The following is a 4,351-nucleotide window of genomic DNA, read 5'->3' as shown; positions in this document are numbered from 1 at the left end:
CCACCGAGCCACCGCGCCGCTGGCTGAGCCTGTCGAAGCCAAGCGGCGCGGCCCAGAGCTTTTTCGCGCTAACAAAAATTTCTGCTTCCCTTAGTCGGCTGAGATCGCCGACAACCCCCGGATGCCGACTAAAGTCGGCACTACGACAGTCAAGCTGAAAGGTTGTTTCTGAAACCATCCCTAATTGCGAAATAGCACAAAAGCAAGGCGATGCCCTCCGTTCCTCCGTTCCTCTGTTCTCTGTTCCTCTGTTCTCTGTTCTCTGTTCTTCCGTTGTTCTTCAAGGAGACCTCTATGTTCACTGGCATTGTCGAAGAGATGGGGCGTGTGTTGGCGTTAACGAGCGATCAGGAGCGCGATAATGGCATGACGGTAGCGAGTAGGATTGCGCGTGAGGGCGCGAAGCTCGGTGATAGCATTGCGATCAATGGTACTTGCCTCACGGTAACGGAGCTAGATGAGACTAGCTTCACGGTGGGCCTGAGCCCTGAGACGCTCCGGCGCACCAATTTGGGCCAACTCGCTGTTGGTAGTCTGGTCAACCTTGAGCGCTCCTTGAGCTTTGGGGGGCGTATGGGCGGCCATTACGTGCAGGGCCATGTGGATGGCGTAGGCCATATTGTGGCCGTCGTACCCGAAGGCGACTCCAAGCGCATCCAGATTTGTCCGCCCGCCGCGTTGATGCGCTATATCGTCGAAAAGGGCTTCATCGCTGTGGATGGCGTCAGTATGACCGTGGCAGAAGTGGACGAGACGAGCTTTACGCTTGCCATGATTGCCTATACCCAAACAGCGGTGATTATGGGCCAGCAGACGGTGGGGGCCATGGTAAACCTTGAGGTTGACATTATGGCGAAGTATGTGGAGCGCTTAATTCAGGCGTATCGCTAGGAATCCCCGTAGCGGGGGCTTTCAGGTAGAGAGTTTTTGCAGAGATGCAGAGGATTGAACCACAGAGGCACAGAGAACACAGAGAAGTAGGTAGTATGGCAATCACCAGTGTAGGTACTCCTTGCATTACCATCTCTGTGCCCTCGGTGTCTCTGTGGTTCAATCCTCAAACCGGGTTTGGAAGGAAATTTGATGTTACACACAATCCAAGAGGCACTACACGACTATGCCGCAGGCAAGATGGTAATTGTCGTTGACGATGAAGACCGCGAAAATGAGGGTGATCTTGTCTGTGCGGCCCAGTTTGCTACGCCCGCCACGGTTGCCTTTATGGCCCGCGAGGGGCGCGGGCTGATCTGTTTGGCGCTGGAGGCTGCCATTGCGGATCGGCTGGCCCTGCCGCCCATGGTGGCGCAGAATAGCTCGCCCTTCGGCACCAATTTTACCGTCTCGATTGAGGCAGCAACCGGCGTGACAACCGGCATCTCGGCGGCGGATCGGGCCCGGACGATCCAGGTGGCGATTGATCCTGCCAGTGGCCCAGATGATCTCGTGCGGCCCGGCCATATCTTCCCGCTGCGTGCCGCCGCTGGCGGGGTGCTGCGCCGCCCTGGACAGACTGAGGCTGCGGTTGATCTGGCACGCTTGGCTGGCCTAACCCCCGCCGGGGTGATCTGCGAGATCATGAATGATGATGGTACCATGGCGCGAATGCCCGATCTGGAGCGTTTTGCCTTGCGCCATCAGCTCAAGATCGTCAGTGTGGCCCAACTGATTGCCCATCGGCGCCGTTACGACCGCTTGGCCGAGCAGACGGGCGTCGCAAATCTGCCGACCCGCCATGGCTTGTTTCAGACCATGAGCTATCGCAGTAGCTATGATGATAGCGAGGCGGTGGCCTTGGTCTTGGGCGACCTGCATACCAACCCGGCCCCGTTGGTCCGCCTCCACTCGGAGTGTCTTACGGGCGATGTCTTTGGCAGCCTGCGCTGCGACTGCCGCGATCAGTTGGAGTTGGCGCTGGCGCGCATTGGTGAAGCGGGCTGTGGCGTGGTGATCTACATGCGCCAAGAGGGGCGCGGGATTGGCCTGCAGAATAAACTGCGCGCCTACGCACTCCAAGAGCAGGGCTACGATACAGTTGAAGCCAACGAGTACCTTGGCTTCGCAGCCGATCTACGCGACTACACCCTGGGCGCCCAGATTCTCCACGATCTGGGGGTGCATACGGTGCGCCTCATGACCAACAACCCGCAGAAGCTGACGGCGCTCCAAGCGTGTGGCATCACTGTCCATGAGCGCATCCCCGTGGGCGCATTGCCCACGCTGCACAACATGGCCTACCTCAAAACCAAGCGTGCCAAGCTGGGCCATTGGTTGGAGGGGTGATACCATTGTAGATTGCAGATTGTAGATTGTAGATTGCCGAACATGGCATCCCAATTGTTGGTTTGGTTTTGGCGGCGAAGCCGCCAAAACCAAACCAACAAAAATCTTTATGGAGCTACTTATGACCACCTTTGAAGGTAATCTCGTAGGCACAGGGCTACGCTTTGCACTTGTTGTGAGTCGTTGGAACGAGTTGATCACCAGCCGCATGCTGGAGGGGGCGCGTGATGCTTTACGTCGCCACGGGGTTGAAGCCGAGGCGGTGGATGTCGTTTGGGTTCCAGGTTCATTCGAGTTGCCGTTGCTCTGCAAGCGCATGGCCGAGACGGGGCGCTACCATGCGGTAATCGCGTTGGGCGCAGTAATCCGTGGGGCCACCAGCCACTACGACCATGTGACCAGCGCGGCAACCAGTGGGATCGCGCAGGTAAGCTTGCAGACGGGGATACCCTGCATCTTTGGCGTGATCACCACTGAGAACATTGAACAGGCGCTTGAGCGTGCAGGCACCAAAGTGGGCAACAAGGGCTTCGATGCAGCCGTGGCGGGCATCGAGATGGCGACCCTGTTGCGTGGTCTGCCAGGATAGATTGTAGATTGTAGATTGTAGATTGTAGATTGTAGATTGTAGATTGCAGATTGCAGATTGCAGATTGTAGATTGTAGATTGCCGAACATGGCGTCCCAATGGGTTTTAGCGTGCTTGATAATGCGGCATGTTCAAGGGCAATTGGTGTTATACCATCCTGCGGGGATGCGTGAGGCGCGGAGGCGGTGGCTTCGCGTCCTCGCGTCCTCGCGTCCTCGCAAGCTGTAACGTGGCTACGAACCATGCCTGATGGGATACTATCACCCAGGCACAAAGGCACGCAACATGACTGCCTCTGGCCCCAAGGGTAGCCGATAACGCCCCAAGCTCGCCGGAAGAACCACGGCATCGCCGCGCCCCAAGGGGAATGTTTGATCAGCCCAATGCAACTCGGCATAGCCCGCCAGCAGCGTCCAAATCTCAAAGCTCCCCGCATCGGTCGTGAGCTCAGTTGGTGCGCCCGCCGTCCAGCGTTCCAACGCAAAATAGGGACAGCGCACCAGCAGATCGCGCCCCGGCCCTAGTGCCACAGGCGCAACTTTAGCCTGCGGGCCGGGGCTCAAGCGACTCACCGCCAGCGCCTGCTCTAGGTGCAACTCGCGTAGTTGGCCTGTGCGGCGATCGCGTCGCCCATAATCGTAGACGCGGTAGGTAAGATCGGACTTCTGCTGGATCTCGAAGAGCATAATGCCGGCATTGATCGCATGCAGTACGCCTGCCGGCACAAAGATAACGTCGCCAGCCTGCACCGGCACGTGGGCCATAAGTTGCTCAACTGAGCCATTGGCAACCGCAGCCAGAAACTCTGCGCGGCTACAAGCCCGTACCAAGCCATAGGTTATATGGGCACCTGGGAGCGCATCAAGGATGTACCAAGCCTCCGTTTTGCCGTGAAAGCCGGTATGGGCCTCCAAGTTGTGGGCATAATCATCATCAGGATGCACCTGGATCGAGAGGCGCTCGGCTGCATCAATGAATTTAGCCAAGAGCGGGAAATCGGCCCCATAGCGGGCCACGGTGCGCGTGCCCACCAACGCAGCCCCATAGGTTGCCGCCAATTGGCCCAGCCGCTGCCCCGCATATGGGCCACCAACCACAACGTTTTCATCATAGACCAACCAACTCTCGCCCAGCCGCTCAGGCCGGGGCGGCGCAAGGTCGAGCCAAGCAGCCAAACGTTGGCCGCCCCAAAGGGGTTCAACAAGTCGGGGGATGGTGCGTAGGGGTGGTAGTGTCATGGTGAGGTAACGGAAGAACAGAGGAACGAAGGAACAAATGAACAAAAATGAAGCAATAGCGCAAAAGGAACGCTGTGGGAGAGTGCCGCCCTGGGATCGCGGGCGTCCCGCCCGCGATCCCAGGCAGCGTTCCTTTTGCGCTACTGCGAAATAAACATTGCTTGTTCTCTGTTCTTCTGTTCTTCTGTTCTTCTGTTCTTCTGTTCTTCTGTTCTTCTGTTCTTCTGTTCTTCTGTTCTTCTGT

The 4,351-nt window shown here is 57.7% G+C and carries 4 protein-coding genes; 3 read left to right on the top strand and 1 reads right to left on the bottom strand.

The genetic code is table 11. The features are described from left to right. Positions 1-294 precede the first annotated feature (294 nt). The 3 genes from ribE (at position 295) to ribH (ending at position 2,869) form a co-directional block, all read left to right on the top strand. Positions 295-891, top strand: coding sequence for a riboflavin synthase (ribE, locus tag CJ255_RS21245; protein ID WP_097646079.1), 597 nt, complete (start codon positions 295-297; stop codon positions 889-891). 192 nt (positions 892-1,083) lie between these two features. After that, complete coding sequence (locus tag CJ255_RS21240) at positions 1,084-2,280, top strand: bifunctional 3,4-dihydroxy-2-butanone-4-phosphate synthase/GTP cyclohydrolase II (RefSeq protein WP_097646078.1); 1,197 nt, start codon at positions 1,084-1,086, stop codon at positions 2,278-2,280. A 121-nt stretch (positions 2,281-2,401) separates the two neighbouring features. Then, positions 2,402-2,869, top strand: coding sequence for a 6,7-dimethyl-8-ribityllumazine synthase (gene ribH, locus CJ255_RS21235; protein ID WP_097646077.1), 468 nt, complete (start codon positions 2,402-2,404; stop codon positions 2,867-2,869). Positions 2,870-3,129: 260 nt separating this feature from the next. Here the strand turns inward: ribH and CJ255_RS21230 are convergent, their stop codons facing one another. Further along, positions 3,130-4,107 carry a type I phosphomannose isomerase catalytic subunit gene (locus tag CJ255_RS21230; protein WP_097646076.1) on the bottom strand — a complete coding sequence of 326 codons (978 nt, stop codon included), beginning with the start codon at positions 4,105-4,107 and terminating at the stop codon, positions 3,130-3,132. Between the last annotated feature and the right edge of the window lie 244 nt (positions 4,108-4,351).

It is taken from the genome of Candidatus Viridilinea mediisalina (assembly GCF_002532535.1).
GTDB classification, from domain to species: domain Bacteria; phylum Chloroflexota; class Chloroflexia; order Chloroflexales; family Chloroflexaceae; genus Viridilinea; species Viridilinea mediisalina.
This window is presented reverse-complemented; position numbering and strand designations above follow the sequence as displayed.